The 21,329-nt window shown below is 35.6% G+C and carries 20 protein-coding genes; 9 read left to right on the top strand and 11 right to left on the bottom strand.

What is annotated here, in order from left to right:
* Window positions 1-159: 159 nt before the first annotated feature.
* The 3 genes from BXY64_RS17145 (at window position 160) to BXY64_RS17135 (ending at window position 3,933) form a co-directional block, all read left to right on the top strand.
* Window positions 160-2,658: an ATP-dependent Clp protease ATP-binding subunit gene (locus BXY64_RS17145; RefSeq protein ID WP_120241207.1), complete on the top strand. Its 2,499-nt coding sequence runs from the start codon at window positions 160-162 to the stop codon at window positions 2,656-2,658.
* 110 nt (window positions 2,659-2,768) lie between these two features.
* The gene (tpx, locus tag BXY64_RS17140; protein ID WP_120241206.1) at window positions 2,769-3,284 is read left to right on the top strand and encodes a thiol peroxidase; all 516 of its coding nucleotides are present in this window, start codon (window positions 2,769-2,771) and stop codon (window positions 3,282-3,284) included.
* 187 nt (window positions 3,285-3,471) lie between these two features.
* Entirely contained in the window at window positions 3,472-3,933 is a 462-nt protein-coding gene (locus tag BXY64_RS17135; RefSeq protein WP_211334542.1) for a 3'-5' exonuclease, read from the top strand.
* Between the two features lie 75 nt (window positions 3,934-4,008).
* Here the strand turns inward: BXY64_RS17135 and BXY64_RS17130 are convergent, their stop codons facing one another.
* From BXY64_RS17130 to dinB, 9 genes are all read right to left on the bottom strand, one after another.
* Entirely contained in the window at window positions 4,009-4,398 is a 390-nt protein-coding gene (locus BXY64_RS17130) for an HU family DNA-binding protein (protein ID WP_120241205.1), read from the bottom strand.
* Between the two features lie 237 nt (window positions 4,399-4,635).
* Entirely contained in the window at window positions 4,636-5,934 is a 1,299-nt protein-coding gene (gene rimO, locus BXY64_RS17125) for a 30S ribosomal protein S12 methylthiotransferase RimO (RefSeq protein ID WP_120241204.1), read from the bottom strand.
* Between the two features lie 145 nt (window positions 5,935-6,079).
* Complete coding sequence (gene ftsY, locus BXY64_RS17120) at window positions 6,080-7,030, bottom strand: signal recognition particle-docking protein FtsY (RefSeq protein ID WP_120241203.1); 951 nt, start codon at window positions 7,028-7,030, stop codon at window positions 6,080-6,082.
* A 159-nt stretch (window positions 7,031-7,189) separates the two neighbouring features.
* Complete coding sequence (locus BXY64_RS17115) at window positions 7,190-7,345, bottom strand: DUF4295 domain-containing protein (RefSeq protein ID WP_083464733.1); 156 nt, start codon at window positions 7,343-7,345, stop codon at window positions 7,190-7,192.
* A gap of 9 nt (window positions 7,346-7,354) precedes the next feature.
* Window positions 7,355-7,537 (bottom strand): 50S ribosomal protein L33, encoded by a 183-nt coding sequence (gene rpmG / locus BXY64_RS17110; RefSeq protein WP_054721833.1) that lies wholly within the window; start codon window positions 7,535-7,537, stop codon window positions 7,355-7,357.
* 14 nt (window positions 7,538-7,551) lie between these two features.
* Complete coding sequence (gene rpmB / locus BXY64_RS17105) at window positions 7,552-7,794, bottom strand: 50S ribosomal protein L28 (RefSeq protein ID WP_054721835.1); 243 nt, start codon at window positions 7,792-7,794, stop codon at window positions 7,552-7,554.
* Between the two features lie 280 nt (window positions 7,795-8,074).
* Complete coding sequence (locus BXY64_RS17100) at window positions 8,075-8,983, bottom strand: YitT family protein (RefSeq protein ID WP_120241202.1); 909 nt, start codon at window positions 8,981-8,983, stop codon at window positions 8,075-8,077.
* Window positions 8,984-9,345: 362 nt separating this feature from the next.
* Window positions 9,346-12,294 carry a DNA polymerase III subunit alpha gene (locus tag BXY64_RS17095; RefSeq protein WP_120241201.1) on the bottom strand — a complete coding sequence of 983 codons (2,949 nt, stop codon included), beginning with the start codon at window positions 12,292-12,294 and terminating at the stop codon, window positions 9,346-9,348.
* 78 nt (window positions 12,295-12,372) lie between these two features.
* Window positions 12,373-13,587: a DNA polymerase IV gene (gene dinB / locus BXY64_RS17090; RefSeq protein ID WP_120241200.1), complete on the bottom strand. Its 1,215-nt coding sequence runs from the start codon at window positions 13,585-13,587 to the stop codon at window positions 12,373-12,375.
* Between the two features lie 72 nt (window positions 13,588-13,659).
* On the opposite strand from dinB, the gene BXY64_RS17085 reads away from it, so the two are divergent.
* The 5 genes from BXY64_RS17085 to BXY64_RS17065 all read left to right on the top strand — a co-directional run bounded on the left by BXY64_RS17085 (window position 13,660) and on the right by BXY64_RS17065 (window position 17,006).
* Window positions 13,660-14,370, top strand: a complete 711-nt coding sequence (locus BXY64_RS17085) for an XRE family transcriptional regulator (RefSeq protein ID WP_120241199.1) — start codon at window positions 13,660-13,662, stop codon at window positions 14,368-14,370.
* 76 nt (window positions 14,371-14,446) lie between these two features.
* A complete protein-coding gene (locus tag BXY64_RS17080) occupies window positions 14,447-14,968 on the top strand; it encodes an RNA polymerase sigma factor (RefSeq protein WP_054721846.1) in 522 nt (173 codons plus the stop codon).
* A complete protein-coding gene (locus BXY64_RS17075; RefSeq protein WP_120241197.1) occupies window positions 14,955-15,497 on the top strand; it encodes a hypothetical protein in 543 nt (180 codons plus the stop codon). Before BXY64_RS17080 ends, BXY64_RS17075 begins: the two co-directional genes overlap by 14 nt.
* Before the next feature lie 92 nt (window positions 15,498-15,589).
* Window positions 15,590-16,225, top strand: a complete 636-nt coding sequence (locus BXY64_RS17070; protein WP_120241196.1) for a flavodoxin family protein — start codon at window positions 15,590-15,592, stop codon at window positions 16,223-16,225.
* A 271-nt stretch (window positions 16,226-16,496) separates the two neighbouring features.
* Window positions 16,497-17,006, top strand: a complete 510-nt coding sequence (locus BXY64_RS17065; protein WP_120241373.1) for a lactoylglutathione lyase family protein — start codon at window positions 16,497-16,499, stop codon at window positions 17,004-17,006.
* Here BXY64_RS17065 and BXY64_RS17060 read toward each other — a convergent pair.
* Complete coding sequence (locus tag BXY64_RS17060; protein ID WP_120241195.1) at window positions 16,982-17,356, bottom strand: winged helix-turn-helix transcriptional regulator; 375 nt, start codon at window positions 17,354-17,356, stop codon at window positions 16,982-16,984. The two genes, BXY64_RS17065 and BXY64_RS17060, sit on opposite strands and share 25 nt — an antisense overlap.
* Before the next feature lie 152 nt (window positions 17,357-17,508).
* On the opposite strand from BXY64_RS17060, the gene BXY64_RS17055 reads away from it, so the two are divergent.
* Window positions 17,509-18,255 (top strand): hypothetical protein, encoded by a 747-nt coding sequence (locus tag BXY64_RS17055; RefSeq protein WP_120241194.1) that lies wholly within the window; start codon window positions 17,509-17,511, stop codon window positions 18,253-18,255.
* Window positions 18,256-18,745: 490 nt separating this feature from the next.
* Here the strand turns inward: BXY64_RS17055 and BXY64_RS17050 are convergent, their stop codons facing one another.
* Entirely contained in the window at window positions 18,746-20,776 is a 2,031-nt protein-coding gene (locus tag BXY64_RS17050) for a M3 family metallopeptidase (RefSeq protein ID WP_120241193.1), read from the bottom strand.
* Window positions 20,777-21,329: the final 553 nt, after the last annotated feature.

Below are 21,329 nucleotides of genomic sequence, written 5' to 3'. Positions count from 1 at the left end.
ATTCCGATTTCAATTGAGTTTTTAATTGAAATTTGATACAGAAATTAGGCGGTATCTAATATTTTTTCATTATTTTAATGTTGCTTTAATCAATTCGAGAAATATTATTCGAATATTGACATTACAATTACTTACGAATTTAATTTAAAGACCTACTATATGGATTCAAAATTTTCACCTCGTATTAAAGATGTTCTTTCATACAGCAAAGAAGAAGCTGAAAGGCTTGGAAATAGCGCTATTGGAACGGAACATTTGTTTTTAGGAATTCTTCGAGAAGGTGAAGGCATTGCTGTTGATATCCTTATCTCTTTGGGTGTTGATCTTTACGACATCAGAAAAAACATTGAAAGGGAAATTAAATCAGATACAATTACTGATTTAGATCAAAACAACATTCCTTTACAACGATCAGCAGAAAGAGTTCTTAAATTGATTTATTTAGAGGCTAAGGCCTTAAAAAATAACACTATTGACACCAGTCATTTACTTCTTGCCATATTAAAGGATGATAAGAGTATGGTTACCCAAATATTAGAGGACCAAACTGTAGACTATAATAAGGTAAAAGAAAATTTAAAAACTTTGTTCCCTAAAGCCCAAGCTGATTATCCATCTGAAGAGCGAGAGGGAAAAGGTGGAATGTCTGGAGGTTCTAAAGGTGCTAGCGCCAGAGGAAAATCAGAAACTCCTGTTCTTGATAATTTTGGTATTGATATCACAAAATCAGCAGAGGAAGGAACTCTTGACCCAATTGTGGGTAGAGAAACTGAAATTGAGCGCTTAGCACAGATCCTGAGTCGTCGTAAAAAAAACAACCCAATACTCATTGGTGAACCAGGTGTTGGTAAATCTGCTATCGCAGAAGGTTTAGCTTTAAGAATTGTTCAGAAAAAAGTTTCGCGAGTACTATTTGGTAAGCGTGTAGTAACCTTAGATTTGGCTTCTATTGTTGCAGGAACCAAATATCGTGGTCAGTTCGAAGAAAGAATGAAAGCCATTCTAAATGAACTATCTAAGACAACTGACATCATCTTGTTTATTGATGAGATTCACACTATTGTTGGTGCAGGTGGCGCAACTGGCTCATTGGATGCTGCTAACATGTTAAAACCAGCCCTTGCTCGTGGAGAAATTCAATGTATTGGTGCAACAACCCTGGATGAATATCGTCAGAATATCGAGAAAGACGGTGCTTTAGAAAGGCGTTTCCAAAAAGTGATGGTAGAACCTACCTCTCCTGAAGAAACTATTGAGATTCTAAACAACATCAAAGAACGTTACGAAGATCATCACAATGTGTATTACACAGAAGCAGCTATTGATGCTTGTGTAAAACTAACTTCGAGATACATTAGTGACAGATATCTTCCAGATAAAGCAATTGATGCATTGGATGAAGCAGGTTCTCGTGTTCACATTTCAAACATTCATGTGCCGGTAATTATAGAAGAACTTGAGAAAAAGATTGAGGAAACTCGCCAGAGCAAAATAAAAGCTGTAAAAGCTCAAAAATTTGAATTAGCTGCTAGCTTTAGAGATAAAGAAAAAAACTTCTCTGAAGATCTTGAAAAAGAAAAAGAAAAGTGGGAACAGGAATTAAGCCTTAAAAAAGAAAAGGTTGCTGAAGAAGATATAGCGGAAGTTGTTGCAATGATGACAGGCGTTCCTGTAAAGAGAATTGCACAAGCTGAAGGTTCTCGCCTACTTAAAATGGATGATGAATTACAAGGTAAAGTAGTTGGTCAGGACGATGCTATTGCTAAGATCGTAAAGGCAATACAACGTAACCGTGCTGGTTTAAAAGACCCTAACAAGCCTATTGGAACATTCATATTCCTAGGTCCTACTGGTGTTGGTAAAACTCAGCTGGCAAAAGTACTTTCCGAATATCTTTTCGATAGTACAGATGCTTTAATTCGTATCGACATGAGTGAATACATGGAAAAATTTGCTGTGTCAAGATTGGTTGGAGCACCTCCAGGATATGTAGGATACGAAGAAGGCGGACAACTAACTGAAAAAGTAAGAAGAAAACCTTACTCAGTAGTCCTTTTAGATGAGATCGAGAAAGCACATCCTGATGTGTTCAATATTCTTCTACAGCTACTAGATGACGGTCAGTTGACTGATAGTTTAGGACGAAGAGTTGATTTCAAAAATTCTATCATTATCATGACCTCTAACATAGGTAGTCGTGAGTTGAAAGATTTTGGCAAAGGCATTGGATTCCAAACTGGAGGAAATGATTCTAACGAGTATGCCAATAGCATTATCCAAAAGGCTTTGAAAAAAGCTTTCGCACCTGAATTCTTGAACAGAATTGACGATTTGATCATGTTTAATTCCTTAACTCAGAAAGATATTCATAAGATTATCGACATCGAACTTAACGGATTATACAAGAGAGTTAACGACTTGGGTTACAACATCAAAATCTCTACTGCAGCGAAAGACTTTATTGCAGAAAAAGGATACGATGTTCAGTTTGGTGCCCGCCCATTAAAACGAGCAATTCAAAAGTATCTTGAAGATGAAATGGCCGAGGTTATTATTAAAGCAAGTATTTCTGAAGGTGATACGATTTCGGTAGGTTTAGACAAATCTAAACAGAAAATAACCACCAAAATACTAAAAGCTCAAAAGCAACTAGAATAAAAGAAAGCCGGAGATGAATTCTCCGGTTTTTTTATGCTTTTTTATTCCCATTTATTTAGAATAAATCAAAACAATTTTTATCTTTGATTTAAACGACAAAATACATAATTATGCAAAAAAACAATAGCAAAGTTACATTTGCAGGAAATGCAATGACTTTAGTAGGAACGGAAATAGATGCAGGAATGAAAGCTGAAAACTTCACAGCTTTTGGACAAGATTTAGCTCCTGTTCAACTCTCTGATTTTGATGGAAAAGTGAAAATCCTTTCTGTATTTCCTTCAATCGATACTGGTGTTTGTTCTGCTCAAACTCACAGATTCAATAAAGAAGCTGCATCTCTAGATGAAAACATACAAATCATTACATTATCAAACGATCTTCCATTTGCTTTAGGTAGATTCTGTGGTACCGAGGGAATCAAAAACTTAGTTACTTTATCGGATCATAAAGAATGTGATTTCGGATACAAGTATGGTTTCGTAGTTGAAGAATTACGACTATTAGCTCGTGGCGTTGTGGTTATCGACAAAAACAACGAGGTAAAACATGTTGAATATGTTGCTGAAATGACTGAAGAACCTAATTACGAAGCTGCTTTAGAAGTAGCTAAATCTTTAGTTTAATCTAAGCTTGTAAAATAAACAGAAAGCTCCTTTGGGAGCTTTTTTAATACCACAACCTATGTACTTATTTTTCGACACCGAGACAACTGGTTTACCAAAAAGATGGAATGCTCCCGTTACAGATTTGGACAATTGGCCTCGTTTGGTTCAATTGGCTTGACTACTCTATGATAGTCGCGATCAGAAAATTAAATCAGTCAACAGAATTATAATACCAGAAGGCTTTACAATTCCTACCGACGCATCGGATGTGCATGGCATTACAACGGAAAGAGCTTATGCTGAAGGTATAAATCTTAACGAAGCTTTAATTGAATTTTCATCAGCAATGGATAATGCCGAATATTTAATTGCACACAATATTAGTTTCGATGAAATGATAATTGGAGCTGAATTTCTTCGTAAGGATGTAAAAAGTCAATTGGCAGAGATTCCAAAAATCTGTACCATGAAAACCACTACCAATATTTGCAAAATTCCTGGAAGATATGGTTACAAATGGCCAAATTTAACTGAATTGCATCAGCATCTTTTCCACAAAGGCTTTGATGGTGCTCATGATGCTCTTGCAGATGTAAGAGCTTGTGCAGATTGCTTTTTTGAATTAAAAAAATCAGGAATGTATCAACAGCAAGGAAGTTTGTTTTAAGAGATAAATGCTTTGCATGAAAAAGGGAACCTAAACAGTAACCAGCTGTATAAGTTCCCTTTTTTCAATTCACATTCACTTTTTGATTTTTCTAAAACCAACCTTATTTAAATCTTGTTTTATTCTGGTACTTGGCCGAAACGCCATTTTTACACTTTTAATTTTCGATGCATTTATTTGTTCAGGATCATCTACTCCTTCTCCACTGATATGCAAAGAAAATGTCCCCAAGTCCCCTAGCTCTACACTGCAGTTATCCTTTAGGAAGTGTGGTATTTTAGAAGTAAATGCTTCCAAAACCCCAATAACATCAATTGTACTAAAGGATGATGTTTGCGAAATACTTTCGGCAATATCTCTTAAATTCTTCTTCTCCCTACCAGCTACCCTTGGATAATATTGCTCCCTTCTACCTTCCTTTTTTAAAGGTGAATTCATTTTTACCGCTTTATATTTTACAGCCATATCTTTAAAAGAGTAAACTATTTCAAACAGAAGGTTTTATCCTTTCATAAACTATACTCTAATATAATGAATTTAAATATATATTAAAAATATTTTTAATATATATCTTATTTTGTTATTATATATGTTATAATTTATTTTAATATATATCAAATTATATAATTTATTAATAATTAGCACAAAAAAAAACATCTGTATTTCTACAGATGGCCTTTAATCTATTTTTGTAAGATTGTTCTATTTCACAATTCCAAACAAATCGTAATCTTCACAATCTGTTATTTCAACATTGTAGAATTCTCCAACTTTTAAATCTCCATTCTCGGCAGGAATCAACACTTCAGGATCTACTTCGTAGGAATCAAATTCGGTTCTTCCGTAATAATAATCACCTTCTTTTCTGTCAATTACTACTTTTAACTCTTCGCCCAAACGTTTTTTGTTGGCCTCCATGCTAATGTCTTGCTGTATCAACATGATTTCCTCTTTTCTTCTCTCCTTTTCTTCTTGTGGAATATTATCCTCGTAGTGATTCGCAGCATAGGTATCTTCTTCATCAGAGTAAGGAAATACGCCCAAACGTTCAAATTTCATTTCCTGAACGAAATCTTTAAGATCTTCTATATCTTCCTCTGTTTCACCAGGATGGCCAACCAACATGGTAGTTCGAAGCGTTATACCCGGTACTTCTTTACGGATTTTCTTGATAAGATCAATGGTTTTAGCTCGATCTATCCCTCTTCGCATCAAATTTAACATGTTGTCGCTTGAATGTTGTAAGGCAATGTCGAGGTAACAGCAAACTTTAGGATTCTCACGCATTAATTTTAAAATCCCGTAAGGAAATTGAGTTGGATATGCATAATGCAACTTGATCCATTCAAGATTTTCAATTTTAGATAACTCTTCTATCAATTCTGCCAATTTCGATTCTTTGTACAAATCGATACCATAATAAGAAAGATCCTGAGCAATTACCAAAAGTTCCTTCACTCCTCCTTTTACAAGATTTTTTGCTTCTTCAACAATATCTTCTATCGGACGAGAAACATGTTTGCCTGTAATAATTGGAATTGCACAATATGAACATGAGCGATTACATCCTTCCGAAATTTTTAGGTAAGCAAAATGCTTTGGAGTAGTAACAACTCTTAAATTTTTGAAGTCTGGCACATAGTCTTTATTCAACTCGTTCACCATTCCTTTCCAGTCGAACTTCCCAAAATACTTATCAACTTCCGGAATTTCTTCACTTAGCTGTTCTCTGTATCTTTCCGATAAGCATCCCATCACAAAAAGCTTATCGATTCTACCATCTTTTTTTGCTTCTACGTATTGCAATATGGTATCAACCGATTCCTCTTTCGCATCACCAATAAATCCACATGTATTAATAATAATGGTTTTGGCATCGCTATTCTCTTCTTCACATGTAACAGAAAACTGGTTTGCATCGAGTTGTTTCATTAACAATTCGGTATCAACCAAGTTTTTTGAACAACCTAAGCTTATAATGTTGATTTTATTTTGACTCATACAATCCTCTTATCTCAAATTAAATTTTGGCAAAAATAGGATAAATTACTCTTTTTCCCATCTCGATATTTACTTTTGAATCTACTTAAATGAAAAAGGCTACCAAAAAAGGCAGCCTATCTTATATTATTGTGTGTAATTTTTATCAATCAAACAATGAAGCCACAAATTCATTGCGGTTAAACACCTGCAAATCCTCCATTCCTTCACCAATTCCGATATATTTTACTGGCACCTTAAATTGATCGGAAACACCAATCACAACGCCACCTTTAGCTGTACCATCCAATTTGGTAATTGCCAATGCATTTACTTCGGTTGCTTTGGTAAATTGTTTTGCCTGTTCGAATGCATTCTGACCAGTTGAACCATCCAATATCAATAGGATTTCATTTGGAGCACCAGGAATTACTCTATCCATTACACGTTTGATCTTACTCAACTCATTCATCAAGTTGATTTTATTGTGTAAACGTCCAGCAGTATCAATGATAACCACATCGGAACCTTCTTCTTTGGCCTTAGTTAAAGTTTCGAAAGCAACGGAAGCTGGATCGGCTCCCATTCCTTGATTCACAACAGGAACTCCAACTCGCTCCGACCAAATAATTAATTGATCGACTGCTGCTGCACGAAAAGTATCGGCTGCACCAAGCATTACTTTCTTTCCTGCGTTCTTAAATTGATGAGCTAGCTTTCCAATGGTTGTAGTTTTTCCTACTCCATTCACTCCAACTACCATGATAACATATGGATATTCAGATTTTGGAAGTTGGTAAGCATCGTAATCACCTTTATTATTTTCTTCAAGGAGAGCAGCAATTTCCTCTTTTAAGATTCTATTCAATTCTGATGTTCCCAAGAATTTATCCTGAGCAACTCTCTCTTCAATTCGTTCGATGATTTTTAATGTTGTATCCACACCCACATCAGAAGTAATCAATACTTCTTCCAACTCATCAAGCACATCATCATCAACGGTAGATTTACCAACAACAGCTCTGGAAAGCTTTTTAAACACACTTTCCTTTGTTTTGGCTAACCCTTTATTAAGATTTTCTTTTTTCGATTTCGAAAAACTTCCAAATAATCCCATTTCTTCTAAATTTTAAGCTGCTAAAGTACAAAAAATCGTAAACACAAACAATTAACAATAAACGTTTTAAAATAAAACAATAAAAGTTTTGGTTTAAAGCACAAAAAAAGCTTCCCAAATAGTCGGGAAGCTTTTATGATTCAGTATGATATGAATTTCTTACTTTTTAGCAAAGAAATCCTTTACGTTCTCATTTGGAACAATCTCTTCTTTAAAAGAGTATGCGCCAGTCTTAGGTGACTTCACCATTTTGATTACTTTAGCGTAACCACGGCCTTCACCTTTCTGTAGGGTTGCTACTACTTTCTTAGCCATATCTTAAAATTATTTAATTTCTCTGTGAAGGGTTACTTTCTTCAAAATAGGATTGTACTTCTTCAACTCCATACGATCTGGAGTATTCTTTTTATTTTTAGTAGTGATGTATCTTGAAGTTCCTGGCATACCGCTTTCCTTATGCTCAGTGCACTCAAGAATTACTTGCACTCTATTACCTTTTTTAGCCATTTTCTATGCCTTTTTTAATAATTTTTAATAAATCCTTTTTCTTGAGCTTTAGTAAGTGCACCTTTTACACCTAATTTGTTAATTAGACGTACTCCGGCAGCAGAAACTTTCAATTCAATCCAACGATCTTCCTCAGGAAGATAGAACTTTTTAACGAAAAGATTTGGATAGAATCTTCTTTTAGTTCTTCTCTTAGAGTGAGAAACATTATTTCCCACCATTACGCTCTTTCCAGTAATTTGACAAACTCTTGACATAGTCCAGATTATTTTTTTCCTTAAACGCTTTTCAAACAGGTCGCAAAATACGTAATAATTTTCTAAAAAATCAAATTATCTTACAACTTTTTACAGATATATTTTCAATCAGCATCAATCCCCCGCTAATCTGCAAAAACAATACGTTTTTATGATCTGCCTGAATTCAGAATAACAAACAATAAATATCTGAATTGTAAATTGAAGTGATACTACATGCAAAAATAAAAAAATCCCTCCGAATACGGAGGGATTTAAGCAATTATCTCGAGTTTATTCTCTATTCTTCTTCCTCATTTAAAGATTTAAATCCTTTACCGATAATTTCATTCGCTTCTGTTACGTTCACAAATGCTTCAGGATCTACCGATTTAACGTGCAGCTTCAAAATCTCAAGCTCTCTACGACTCATTACCGAATAAACCATTTTTCTTTCTTCACCTGAGTAAGCTCCTGTACCTGTAAATACAGTTGCACCACGTTTTAAATCTCCTTTGATCTTAGATACAATTGATTCATACTGATCTGAAACAATCATAACTGTTTTGTGATAGTTTGCTCCACTTACCACCATATCGATAATCTTACCTTCGATATAAATAATAATTAATGAATAAATTACGAACTCCCATCCAATCGCGCCTGTTTCTGTTGGCTGTACCAAAGTAAATAATACAATTATACCATCAACAATCATTACTAATTTACCTAATGACAGCTTTGTATATTTTGCAAAAATCATTGCAATAATATCAGATCCTCCTGAAGTTGCTCTGGACTTAAAGATCATTCCAATTGCAATACCATAAAATACACCTGCAACTATGGTATTTAACATTGGATCAGCAATTACTTTTGGATACCCAGGAACAACATATGTCTCCATTATCCAAACGGTCAACAAAATAATCCCAATACTAACTATTGTTTTAATCCCAAATCGAGGACCCAAAATAATTGTACCAATAATTACCAATGGAACCTCCATTGCAAAAGTACAGTAACTAATTTTCCAGCCAAACAAAGTATTTAGTACGGTAGCAATACCATACACCCCACCCGGAGCCAACTTGTAAGGTACTACAAATAAGATGTCTGAAACAGCAAAAATAATACTACCCAAAATCAGGTAAGTGTACGCCGTTAACCATTCATTCGACAAGAACTTTTCTTTAGTAATAAAAGCCATTTTAATAGTGTTTGTTAAAGTGATAAAAATTCGCCGACAAAAATAGATTCGCCGATTTTATTTGCAAGATTTTTTCTCATTTTTCTCACTTTTACAAATAACTGAAAAACAGAACACAAAGAAAGTTTGGCATATTTTTTTTAGCAGCTTTTCAAAAAATGATCAAAAAAGACGTCAAATTTTCACTTATGAATAGGTGACCTCAAGTGTTATTCCTGATTTTAAAATAGTAATAGGACAAAAAAAATAGAATATAAAACTATGATTATGTACAAAAGTAATACATTAATAAATGTCACATCACGGATTTTTCCTTTATTCGAACGAATGTAAAACATGTAAACAACACAAAAAGAGAATTTTCAGGCTGAAACGATATCATCAATACTTATATTTGGCATTCGTTCCATCTTGCTTACTTCTATACTTAGAAATCCATACTCATCCATCACTTGCCCTTCTATAACATAACAGCCAGGTCCACGAAATGGGTATTCTTTGGCAACAGGTGGAAAATGCACAGTATCTAACCAATGTCCATCTAAATCTATCCATGTTCCAAAATACATAATTTTACCATTACTGGCTTTTGTGGGTTTACGATGAATTAAAAAACCAACAATTCTGATGTAACGATTGATTAAACGGGGCAAATGACAAGCTTTTATGTCAGAAGGCAAATCATTTTTCACCAATTGAAATGGTGATTGAACTGATAATCCTAAAAATTCCAACTCGTCAAATGCATCTTCGAGCTTGTGCTTCCACAATTCAGGCAACTCAAATTCTTTTACCTCTGCCTGAAAAAGTGTTCTTTCTGGTTTGGTTTTCTTGGTATGTCCTAATAGAAAATGAGCATTCCACAACAATTCTTTCTTTCCTTTTCCTGTAAATCGAAAAGCTCCAATACGTATTAATATTATCAGTTGCTCCAAACTGGTTGGGAAACGCTTCACAAAATCGCGTAAGCTTTTAAATTTTCCATATTCCCTGCGCTCTTCAATCAATCTTTTTCCTGTTAAGTGTCCCAAATCTCTTAAGAGGTAAAAACCCAGCCAAATGGTATTCCCTTCGATGGTATTTTCCCATGAACTCTGGTTTACACAAGGCACCTCTACCCTGGCACCATGCATCACCGCTTCGTGCAGGTAAAGTTGTGCAGAATAAAATCCACCTCCATTATTTAATGTGGCAACCATATATTCCAACGGATAATATGCTTTTAAATAAAGTGCCTGAAAACTCTCTACTGCATAACTTGCCGAATGCCCTTTTGCAAAAGCATAATTGGCAAAACTCTCTATTTGCCTCCATATATCGCTCACCACTGCATCAGCACAACCTTTTGCTTTACAATTGGAGAAGAATTTATCCTTCACCTTTGTAAATTCGTTTCGCTGTTTAAATTTCCACGACATTCCCCGACGCAAAACATCCGCTTCATCTAAACTTAGTTCAGCAAAATAATGGGCCACCTTAATTACATCTTCCTGATAAACCATTACACCATAGGTTTCCTCAAGTATATTATATAATTCAGGTAAATTACGTTTTGCCTGTTCTCTCCTTTCCTTATTCTGAAAGCGAATAATGTATTCTCGCATCATTCCACTTTTGGCTACTCCCGGACGAATAATGGAACTGGCAGCAACCAGGCGTTTGTAATCTTCAGCTTTTAGCTTGGTTAAAAGCATGCGCATGGCAGGCGATTCCACATAAAAGCAACCAATTGCCTGTCCTTTTTTTAGCATTCTCTTTACGCGAGAATCCTCCATAAATAGTTTGGTGTCGTTAATATCGATATCCACTCCATGGTTCTGCTTAATGATATCCAAAGTATCTTTTATTTTCCCCAAACCACGCTGACTCAGTATATCGAACTTATGCAGTCCCAAATCTTCAGAAATGTACATGTCGAATTGAGTGGATGGGAATCCTTTAGGCAAAAGCTCAGTGGCTGAATAATTGCTAATGGGCTCATCCGAGATTAAAATCCCACTGGAGTGAATACTATTGTGGCTTGGAAAGCTTGAAATATATCCACTATAGCGAATCACCCACTTTCCATATTCATCGGCTTGCACTGGATTAGGATTTTTCTGCAAACGCACTATTTCTTCATCGGGCAAACCAAACACTTTGCCAATTTCACGAAAAGCCGACTTGTGACTAAAGGTGATGAAGTTTCCTAACAAGGCAACATGGTCCCAACCATATCGATCAAACAAATAACGTGTGACATCATCCCGATCTGTCCATGAAAAATCGATATCAAAATCGGGAGGTGATGATCGGAACGGATTAATAAATCGCTCAAAGTAAAGGTCTAAGTCAACCGGATCAACATTAGTGATTTTCAACAAGTAAGCAACCAGGCTATTGGCTCCACTTCCTCGTCCGACATGATAATATCCTTTCCTTTGAGCATAGTCTACTAAATCCCAATTGATTAAAAAATAAGAACAAAAACCAAGCTGATAAATAACTTCCAATTCCTTATTTAAGCGGTCTAAAATTTCATCGGTTATCGTATGATACCGATATTCTAAGCCTTCGCAGGCCAATTTCATTAACAGTTTAAAATCTTCTTCTTCTGAATCGGTAAAAAGTTTCTTGTTTTTGTTGGTTCCAAATTCGAAATCCATACTGCAAGCAGCCAATAAAGCTTCTGTATTCTTTATAATTTCAGGATAATCGTTATACAATTCCAACAGTTCAGACTTACTTCTATATCTATCTTCAAAACTCGCCTGTTCCTCTTGCGAAAGCTTACTTAGTAGTGTGTTTCTATCAATAGCCCGCAACAGTCGGTGGATATTGTAATCTTTTTTGTTGCGAAAGCTTGCTGTTTGTAGAATTACCAGCTTATCCAGGCAATTCTTCCATTCAGAAAAAGGCAAATGAGGTAAATCCTGTGGTCTGACTCCAATGCATTCATTTGCTTTTAGATCTCGGTACTGACTTTGAAATGGATAGATCACATAAACTTCATTCAAATCCGGAGCCTCAGGTTCAAACACCTTACTAGTATGCAGATTTCCTGATAAAAACTCATTGATTTCCCGAAAACCGATCGCATTTTTGGCCAACAAAACATACTGCTGTATCGCTCTATTCCTGATATCTGCTCCCACAAGCGGTCGTATATTAAACTCCTTTGCCTGTCGTACAAAATCGAGACTTACTGCAGTATTATTAATATCAGTTAATACAATGGTATCGTGTTCTCCTGTCTGGCTTTCTTTTAAAACCTCCTCTACAGAAAGAGCTCCGTACTTAAAACTATAATATGAGTGGCAATTCAATAACATTAAATACAATGAAGAATTAACAATTAGTAATGGTCAATTATCTATTACTCATTGTTAATTATTAATTACTAATTGTTTTTATCGTCTACGGTGAGCAGGAATAATTGGAGCTTGTCCGTTAAAAGGATTCATTCCTCCAATGGTTTTTACATCCATTCCTATGGCGCGTTTCACCGCATTTTTTCCAAATCTGTTTCTCAAATGATCCATTTTCTGATACAGTTTAATGAGTTTTTCAGAGTCTTCGAACAGGCGAATCTGGTAAGTTCCTCCCACCAAATTGCTAAAACGAACTCCTATGAGTCGGATCAAAACCCGGCGTTCATACATTTTATCAAAGAGGTCGAGCACTGTAGCGATTAGTGTATGATCGAGAGATGTGTAGGGGATTCGCTTCTGCTTGGTATAAGTCTGAAAATCGGAATAACGAATCTTAACCGTCACGCAAGCGGTTAGTTTGTTGCCATTTCGGAGCTGGTAAGCCAAATTTTCAGCCATTGCAACCAAAATACTACGCAATTTCACAAGATCAGTGGTATCTCGCTCAAATGTTCGTTCGGTAGAAATGGATTTTCTCTCACTCCAGGCAATCACTGGACTATTATCAATCCCCTGTGCTTTTTTCCAAATCATTTGCCCATTTTTCCCCAGTACGCGTTCCATTAGCTCCATAGGCATTTCTTGTACGGTTCGTACTTTTTCTATCCCCATACTTCGCAACTTGTGGTAAGTTTTATCGCCCACCATCGGAATTTTTTTAATGGAAAGCGGGGCCAAAAAAGGCACCTCTTCGCCACTGTTGATATTGATATGATTATTGGGTTTGGCTTCTCCTGTTCCTACTTTAGAAACCGTTTTACTAGTAGATAAACCAAAGGAAATAGGCAAGCGAGTCTCCTTCATGATTTTTTCTCTCAGTTCCTTTGACCACATGTAGCTTTCCTTCACAAAGCGATCCATTCCTGTTATATCCATATAAAATTCATCTATTGATGATTTTTCGAACAAAGGCGAACGCTCCTTAATGATTTCTGTTACATGATCGGAATATTCGCTGTAAGTTCCACTATTACCCCTAATCACAACAGCTTCCGGACAAAGCATACGAGCCATTTTCATGGGCATGGCAGAATGGATGCCATACGTTCGTGCTTCGTAAGAACAAGCTGCTACCACTCCTCTATCTGATGTTCCTCCAATCAAGACCGGCCGATTGTTCAACCTACTGTCCTGCAACCTCTCACACGACACAAAAAATGTGTCTAAATCCATATGCAATATTGTCTTCCTCATTAGATGTCGATATTTTCGTCATAATCCTGTCAATAATTTAGTCTATTATCCTTATCTTTGAAAGAAAAAAGTATGTTTTTTGCAGAAAATATCAAGTTCCTTCGCAAGAGAAGACGAAAATCGCAAGCCGACTTGGCTGAGCAATTGGAGATTACACGAACCACACTGGCGGGTTACGAAAAAAGCGTTCAACCACCTTTTAAAGTACTGGTGAAATTTGCCGAATACTTTAATGTTTCCATTGATGCATTAATAAGATATAAGCTGCAGGAATTATCGGAATTTCAGCTTTCGCAAATCGAAGATGGATTTGACATTGATGTAACTGGAAAGAAACTTCGTTTGCTTACCATATCGGTAAACCAGGATGGAGATGAAAATATTGAAATGGTTCCCCTAAAAGCCCAGGCCGGCTATACAAATAGCTATGGCGATTTGGATTTTATAGAATCTCTGCCAAAATTCACTCTCCCATTCTTGCCCAAAGATAAAACCTACAGAACCTTCCAAATTAAAGGAGACTCCATGCTTCCCATTCCCGAAGGATCGTGGGTAACGGCATCTTATATTCAAAACTGGGAAACGATTAAAGATGGCACTCCATGCATTATTGTTACCCAGGAGGATGGTATCGTATTTAAAGTAGTATACAAGCAGTTTGAGAAAAATCAATCTCTCCTGTTGGTTTCTTCAAACAGAAATTATAAACCTTACGAACTGCCAATTGGAAAAGTAGTAGAGATCTGGAAATTTGAGACTTATAATGGCTTTGAGATTTTATAAGTAAAAAAATCAAAAAAAAGTGTAACTAATCATACTCCTCCCTTACTAAATAGATAAAGAACAAAACACACACACATTGAAAAAAGAAGATCTATTTAATCAAATTCTATCGGATAATAGTGATCGAATACAACGGATATGTCGTTACTATAATTCGAATGCCGAAGATCAAAAAGATATGTATCAGGAAGTACTGATTAATATCTGGAAGAGTTTGGATCAATTTAAAGGTAAATCGGCAATTAGCACATGGGTTTATCGTGTAGCTGTTAACACATCGCTAAGCTTTACAGGCAAAAGCTACAGAGAAATGCAGCTAATAATAAACACCGATACGCAAAATCTAAGTTCTATTCTGGACAATGAAGATTTGGAAATCAAGCGAAAAGAAGAAAAGCAATTCAACCAGCTTCAGAATGAGTTAAATATGCTTTCTGTGATTGACAAAGCCTTAATTTCTCTTATGCTTGAAGGATTAAGTATGAGAGAAATTGCAGATGTGATCGGCATTAATGAACCCAATGTAAAGGTGAAAATTCACCGCATTAAAACACAATTAAAAAACAAATTAACAGGAGGCAAGCATGAACTTAAATAAAACAAAGAACGAAAAAGTCAATCTGGATCAATTATTAGGGAAACTGAAAAAGGAGGATAGTAATTATTCTAATCTATGCAAAAGAATGAAGATTGTTTATTGGATTTTCATCCCACTTTACACGATCATTGCCTTTATACACTATTTTGACACAAAAGAGCTTACCGATTTGATTGCAGGACTGCTCCTTGTAGCTGCATTTTTAATATTTGCACTAGTATTTGGAAGCTACCAAAAAGAATACAAAAATGTTGATTACTCGCTGCCTACACTTCTCATGCTAAAGCAAGCAGCAGAAAGGTATCATCCATTCCGAAAAAAGAGCATCCTGATATTTCTTGCAGTTTTTTTAATGAATGCCAGTTTTAATCTTAGATCTCAACCATTATTCAATACTGTTGAATCTCAAATTGTTTTCTTTTCGGTTTTTATACTTGCAATCATCATAGGTTTAGTAATTTGGTATTTTAAATACAAACCACTTCGCGATAATGCACTGGCAAATATTGCCGAAATTGAAGGCAATTAAAGCTCTACGTAATTTTTTAACATCTCATTAAAACAAGCTAAACAATTGCAAGCTTACCTTTGCATTATCAATCAAATAAAAAACACAAACAAATGAAAGTAGTCGCATTTAACGGTAGTCCAAAAAAAGAAGGCAACACCTATCATGCATTAAAATTAGTGTGTGAACAGTTGGAAGAAAAAGGTATCGAGACCGAAATTGTAAATGTTGGTGTAAAAAATGTTAAAGCATGCATGGCCTGTAATATGTGCTTTAAAAATAGAGATGAAAAGTGTGTGATCAAAAATGATGATGTAAATGACTGGATTCAGAAGATGAAAGAAGCCGATGGCATTCTTCTTGGATCTCCTGTACATTACTCCTCGTTAAGCGCCGGAATGAAATCTTTCCTCGATCGTGCATTTTATGTAGCTGGTGCAAACGGATCTTTATTCAGACATAAAGTGGGTGCATCCGTAGTTGCCGTTCGTCGTTCTGGCGGATTGCCTGTTTTCAACGAATTAAATAATTACCTAGCCTATTCCGAAATGATGATTCCAAGCTCAAACTATTGGAATGTAATTCATGGATTAATGCCGGGAGAAGTTCATCAGGATGAAGAAGGTGTGCAGATTATGAGAATTTTGGGTAAAAATATGGCCTACCTAATGGAAGTGATGAAAAATGGAAAAGCAACAGTAGAAGCACCTGAACAAGAAAGAAAAATACTTACCAATTTTGTGAGGTAAAGGCATATCATTGTTACAGAAGAAGCTGCCAATTTATAATTGGCAGCTTTTTTTTGCAATTAACAAATCATTAACAATCGCTACGTGCCTTTATATTCAACATACCACACATCCATGTAACCATATTTCAGCTCTGTGCGATATTGATTTCTTTCCTCTTTAGCTCTAACATTGCAGCGTATTTCAAACAAGAATGATGAGAGCAATTTTAATTTTATTAATGAGCATCAGCCTAATTTTTTCGCTTGATGCACAAACTAAAACAACAGAGATGAAAGATCAAAAAGTTTATCCAAAAAGCTTTTCCCATATTGGAATTACAGTACCTGATTTGGACAAGGCAGTAAAATTCTACACCGAAGTAATGGGTTTTTATATAATTATGCCTCCAACCGAAGTCCTGGAAGAAAATGAGACAGCAATCGGACAAATGTGTATCGATGTATTTGGCAAAGGATGGAACAGTTTTCGCATTGCGCACCTTTCAACCGGCGATCGTATTGGCATTGAACTATTCGAATTCAAAGAAAGTCAACCCAAAGCTCCGGAATTCAATCCATTCCAAACCGGCTTATTCCATTTTTCGGTTCAGGATCCGGATGTAGAAGGATTGGTTCAAAAGATTGTTGAGCATGGAGGAAAACAGCGTATGCCTATTCGTGAATATTATCCAAGTGATAAACCATACCGTATGTGTTATGTAGAAGATCCATTCGGAGTAGTATTCGAAATCTATTCCCACTCCTACGAACTTCATTATTCACCAGGAGCGTACAAGTGATTCTCTTTTGCAAAATTTTGTCCCCATTGGTCTAATTTCATGATGATGGGGATAATGCTTTTTCCGGCCTCTGTTAATCCATACACGACTTTTGGTGGCACTTCAGGGTAAACCTCCCTACTTACCAAACCATCACGCTCCAAAGCCCTTATCGAGAAGGTAAACATTCGGTTCGAGATGCCATGAATGCTTTTTTGTAACTCACCTGAACGCATTTCACCATCTTTCAAGTGAAACAAAATCAGCGATTTGTACTTATCACCTATCAATTGTAAAGTAAAGGCCAGAGAACAAACAAACTTCTTCCCCTCATAATTAATGATTTTTGAATTGCTACAATCTTTGGTCATCTTCATTTAATTTTGAAACAAAGATAATAAACTGAGTTCGATTAAAATCTTACTTTTTATTCTTTCCAAGCTTGAAAATTAAATCAGCCAAAATGCTATATTATAATAAGATTCTGCTAAATTTAATCTATCAATAAAAAACACAAATCAGAATGAACATCGCAGAATTTCCTATTCCTGAAAGCTCCCTAAATGCAATAGAAGCCATTTCCAAAGAAAATACCATTGAACCCACAATTCCAATTGATACCTACCTACAAGATGCCGAAAATTTGGTGCTATGGGCAAAAGATGATTTAAATGAGCTCGCTAAAGTTGGAATAAACCAGCAGCATATTGATGAATTGAGAGTAAGAATTGACATATGCCGAAAGGTACAAACCTATTGGATTCATTACAAAGAGACCCAATCGGAGCTTGATAAAAGCTGGAAAAAGGAATTACAGGCCGGAAAAGATATTTACCGAGAACTGGTTCATTATTTTACATATGCATTCCGAAATAATGAGGAATTATCCAAAACATTAAAAAGAATGAAAAAGGCAAATAAGTATTCTGCCCTTATTCACAGTCTAGCAAGTTTATCTAATTTAGGAAGTTCTCATAAAGATTTACTGGAAAAAGTGTCTTTCGATTTTCAATTGCTTGAAAGAGCATCAAACTTATCAAATCAATTAGGATATTTAGCATCAAAATATCACGTTAAGAATTGGGATACAAAAGCAACTAAGCGTTTCCGCGATAAAACCTACACCTACCTAAAGCTGTGTATTGATGAAATTCGTGATGCAGGAAAATTTGTATTTCGCGACAATAAAAAGCGCTTGCGCGGATACATGATTGCCTATTATTTGAAGAAAAATGCCGAGCATCGCACAAATAAGCCTGTCCTTCGTTAAAAAATGCCTTTCCTTCTTATTTTTAACATGAACATTGGACATTCTACATAGAACATTAATGTTAATTCAATGCATATTTTAAAATTCTATTGACTTTTTTAAATAATGATTTCACTTTCGATATATGCATTATATTTTACCTATTTACAATCTCTTTTTTCAAATTTTATTGCCTATTTTAAAAAGGTATTATATAGTTTGAAAAGGTTTTAAATTATTTGAAAAGGTTTTAAATTATTTGAATAGGTATATAAATATCTAAAAAAGTGCTAATATTTCTAAAATGACATTAAATATTTTAAAAAGATGATAAAATATTGCGTCTCCCAGTAGAAAAACAAGCAACATGCTAACTTATATCCCGCAGGAAACCCTTCCCTTGTGTAAGGAGAGCATAAAAGTGCGTAGGAAACACAAAAAACAATCGCTGCCCCGATTGAGACAGCGATTGTATCATTCTTTTTTAAGTATTTTGAAATGTAATAGGACTTTATTTTAAACCACTGCGTTTCAATAGCGGATCAATCGATGGTTCTTTACCTCTGAATTGCAGGTACAAATTCATTGGATGATCGCTTCCGCCCTTTTCCAATACATTCTCACGGAAAGCATCGGCAGTTGCCTTATCGTAAATGCCATTCTCTTTAAATGCCTCGAAAGCATCAGCATCCAGTACTTCGGCCCATTTGTAACCGTAGTATCCTGCTGCATATCCACCTGCAAAAATATGTGAGAATGAGGTACTCATACAGCTTCCGTTCACCTTAGAGAAGAGTTCAGTTGATGCCATTGCCTGGTCTTCGAACTCTCCCACCGGATTCGTAATTGATTCATTAACACTGTGCCAAGCCATATCATTTAAACCAAAACTTATCTGACGAACAAAACCATATCCGCTTAAGAAATTACTGCTATCAATAATTTTCTGAATCAGTTCCTGAGGGATCTTTTCTCCTGTTTCATAGTGCGCTGCCACTTCGTCCAACCATTCTTTACGGAAAGCAAAGTTCTCCATAAACTGCGATGGCAACTCTACAAAATCGCGATACACATTGGTTCCCGACAAAGCACTGTAAGTACATTTAGAAAGCATTCCGTGTAATGCATGACCAAACTCGTGCAAGAAAGTAGTTACCTCGTTAAAAGTCAACAAAGATGGCTTGGTTTCGGTCGGACGGGTAAAGTTACATACTATGGAAATATGAGGTCTGTAATCCTTATTCTCTTGCTTGTACTGATCTACAAAGGAAGTCATCCAGGCCCCACCTTGCTTGGTGTTTCTTGGGTGAAAATCGGCATAAAATAGCGATAAAAAGTTTCCTTCCTTGTCCAATACTTCGTACACATCCACTTCTTCGTGATATTTAGCGATATCTGCGTTCAACTTGAACTGAATGCCATACAATTTGGTAGCCAAATCGAAAATTCCCTTTTTCACACTCTCTAACTCGAAGTAAGGACGTGTAATCTCATCGTTGATATCGAATTTTTCGGTCTTTAGCTTTTCAGCATAGTAGGCCCAATCCCATCTTTGTAAATCGAAATCTGCGCCAAGCGATTTTGCATACTCTTGCAATTCTTTAAACTCTTCTTGCGCTTTTGGCATTGATGCATCCAAAAGTTCATTTAAGAATTTAATTACATTGTCTGCCGATTTTGCCATTCTTTCCTCCAATACATAGTCAGCATAAGTTTCGTATCCTAACAGGTGAACCTTTGCCAATCGCAACTCTACAATGCGATGTATGGTCTTTTGATTGTCGAATTTATCGTTGAAACATCGCGAAGTATAGGCTTTAAACATTTTCTCGCGCAATTCGCGTTTATCGGCGTATTGCATAAAAGGAACATAGCTAGGAAATTGAAGATTGAAGATCCATCCTTCCTTCTCTTTTTCCTTGGCTAAAGCCGATGCAGCTTCAAGAATTCCTTCAGGCAGGCCTGCAACATCTTCTTTGTTCGTTAAATAAAGTTCGAAATTGTTGGTTGCAGCCAAAACATTCTCGCCAAACTGCAAGGTTAATTTTGAAAGTTCTTTCGAGATTTCTCTGATTTTCCCTTTCTTCTCTTCATCCAAATCAGCACCAGATCTAACAAAAGATTTGTATCTATCTGTTAATAATTTGGTCTGTTCTACATTTAAATCAAACTCATCTCTCTTTTCATAAACCTGTTTCACTCTTTTAAAGAGTTTCTCATTCATGATAATATCATTTGAGAATTCGGTAAGCATAGGCGATATTTCACGCGCCATAGCCTGCATTTCATCATTGGTGTGTGCATGATTTAAATTGAAGAAAACCGAACCTATTCTATCCAGTTGCTGTCCCGAATATTCGAGGCCCTCAATGGTATTCTTAAAAGTTGGTTCTTCAGTAGAATTGGCTATCTCATCAATTTCAGTTCTGGCATTTTCGATACTTTGCTTAAAGGCTGGCATGTAATGCTCCAATTCTATTTTATCGAATGGAACAGATTTGTATGGTGTTGAAAATTCTTCTAATAAAGGATTTTTACTCATAGTATATCTTGATTTATAATTTCTCAAACAAAGATAAGAATTGAACATACAAAATCAGGTCTGAAAAAATCTTATTTGAAAAATTTTAACAAAGATTATAATTTCACACACAACTATGCCACACCTTATTGATTTCCTACACATTACACAAACTAAGCGTAAAATCTTTTCAATTCAAATCAGAATTTCGCAAAGCTTTTCGACAGACTACATATTCCCAATATTCTAATTTGCAATGATTTAAATCCAAAAAGAATGTTTATATTTGACTTGGTTTTATTAAGGGGGAAACTTAATAACCAAATGTATTCCGTTATGAAAGACTTAAAATTATTACACAAAAAAACCGATTTGATTGTATCATTCTATGGTACATCCAACTCTTTCATTGCCCCTCATTTCCCTAAATCACCCAATACTTTTCGCTTTCCCGTGTGGGTACGATAATCTCTTACTAATTATACCATTTAAATTTCAAAGTGAGCTTAAGCGAAACTGTGAAATATTAAATTGAAATGCCGATATATAATTAGTTAGCCGTTTGGAGTAACAC

The organism is Marinifilum flexuosum (assembly GCF_003610555.1).
GTDB classification, from domain to species: domain Bacteria; phylum Bacteroidota; class Bacteroidia; order Bacteroidales; family Marinifilaceae; genus Marinifilum; species Marinifilum flexuosum.
This window is presented reverse-complemented; position numbering and strand designations above follow the sequence as displayed.

What these genes read in the sequence shown, in the direction of transcription:
- BXY64_RS17145 (WP_120241207.1), top strand. Translation starts at nt 160, where the DNA reads ATGGATTCAAAATTTTCACCTCGTATTAAAGATGTTCTTTCATACAGC.
- tpx (WP_120241206.1), top strand. Translation starts at nt 2,769, where the DNA reads ATGCAAAAAAACAATAGCAAAGTTACATTTGCAGGAAATGCAATGACT.
- BXY64_RS17130 (WP_120241205.1), bottom strand. Translation starts at nt 4,398, where the DNA reads ATGGCTGTAAAATATAAAGCGGTAAAAATGAATTCACCTTTAAAAAAG.
- rimO (WP_120241204.1), bottom strand. Translation starts at nt 5,934, where the DNA reads ATGAGTCAAAATAAAATCAACATTATAAGCTTAGGTTGTTCAAAAAAC.
- ftsY (WP_120241203.1), bottom strand. Translation starts at nt 7,030, where the DNA reads ATGGGATTATTTGGAAGTTTTTCGAAATCGAAAAAAGAAAATCTTAAT.
- BXY64_RS17115 (WP_083464733.1), bottom strand. Translation starts at nt 7,345, where the DNA reads ATGGCTAAGAAAGTAGTAGCAACCCTACAGAAAGGTGAAGGCCGTGGT.
- rpmG (WP_054721833.1), bottom strand. Translation starts at nt 7,537, where the DNA reads ATGGCTAAAAAAGGTAATAGAGTGCAAGTAATTCTTGAGTGCACTGAG.
- rpmB (WP_054721835.1), bottom strand. Translation starts at nt 7,794, where the DNA reads ATGTCAAGAGTTTGTCAAATTACTGGAAAGAGCGTAATGGTGGGAAAT.
- BXY64_RS17100 (WP_120241202.1), bottom strand. Translation starts at nt 8,983, where the DNA reads ATGGCTTTTATTACTAAAGAAAAGTTCTTGTCGAATGAATGGTTAACG.
- BXY64_RS17095 (WP_120241201.1), bottom strand. Translation starts at nt 12,294, where the DNA reads ATGTTATTGAATTGCCACTCATATTATAGTTTTAAGTACGGAGCTCTT.
- dinB (WP_120241200.1), bottom strand. Translation starts at nt 13,587, where the DNA reads ATGAGGAAGACAATATTGCATATGGATTTAGACACATTTTTTGTGTCG.
- BXY64_RS17085 (WP_120241199.1), top strand. Translation starts at nt 13,660, where the DNA reads ATGTTTTTTGCAGAAAATATCAAGTTCCTTCGCAAGAGAAGACGAAAA.
- BXY64_RS17075 (WP_120241197.1), top strand. Translation starts at nt 14,955, where the DNA reads ATGAACTTAAATAAAACAAAGAACGAAAAAGTCAATCTGGATCAATTA.
- BXY64_RS17070 (WP_120241196.1), top strand. Translation starts at nt 15,590, where the DNA reads ATGAAAGTAGTCGCATTTAACGGTAGTCCAAAAAAAGAAGGCAACACC.
- BXY64_RS17065 (WP_120241373.1), top strand. Translation starts at nt 16,497, where the DNA reads ATGAAAGATCAAAAAGTTTATCCAAAAAGCTTTTCCCATATTGGAATT.
- BXY64_RS17060 (WP_120241195.1), bottom strand. Translation starts at nt 17,356, where the DNA reads ATGACCAAAGATTGTAGCAATTCAAAAATCATTAATTATGAGGGGAAG.
- BXY64_RS17055 (WP_120241194.1), top strand. Translation starts at nt 17,509, where the DNA reads ATGAACATCGCAGAATTTCCTATTCCTGAAAGCTCCCTAAATGCAATA.
- BXY64_RS17050 (WP_120241193.1), bottom strand. Translation starts at nt 20,776, where the DNA reads ATGAGTAAAAATCCTTTATTAGAAGAATTTTCAACACCATACAAATCT.